At 43.6% G+C, this 466-nt stretch carries 1 protein-coding gene; it reads right to left on the bottom strand.

What is annotated here, in order from left to right:
• Positions 1–76 precede the first annotated feature (76 nt).
• The coding region (locus J5M67_RS28325) for a hypothetical protein (RefSeq protein ID WP_207888661.1) at positions 77–466 on the bottom strand (390 nt) is incomplete at its 5' end.

The raw sequence follows: 466 nt of genomic DNA, 5'->3' as shown, positions 1-466 counted from the left end.
AGTAGTCACTCTCCTCGTTGAAACGACTAAGCCCGCTTCCAGCTTAATTGCCGGTCGCGGGCTTTCTTTTTGTCTGCTATTTATCCACCTCTTTTTCCTGAGCTGCATATTTCTCATAACGGTCAATGAGAGCTTTAGCTACACGGGGGTCTGTTTGCTCAGCAGCAAGAAGCTTAATAGCTTTGCCGACAGTCTTACGCACAACACAGCAAGCTATTGCTATGTCTTCGTGATTATCAAAGTATCCCCCACCTTGACTCCTAAAGAACTTCCATCTGTCAAGCATATAGTGGAAAACAAGTTTCTGAACATCTGGAAACTTCTCGTATTCACCAGTGTTGAGGTTCAGAATGTGTGTTGCCTTGGTTACCTTGTGATAGACAGGAAAATAGCTGTCAACTGTGGATTGGTTCGCTTGACTCATAGGTGTGTTTTCCTTCTTTAAGTGAGGGTGTGAAAATTGATT

It is taken from the genome of Pseudomonas sp. 30_B (assembly GCF_017491605.1).
Taxonomy (GTDB): domain Bacteria; phylum Pseudomonadota; class Gammaproteobacteria; order Pseudomonadales; family Pseudomonadaceae; genus Pseudomonas.
Note: the sequence above shows the minus strand (reverse complement) of the source record. Positions and strands in the feature narration are given on the sequence as shown.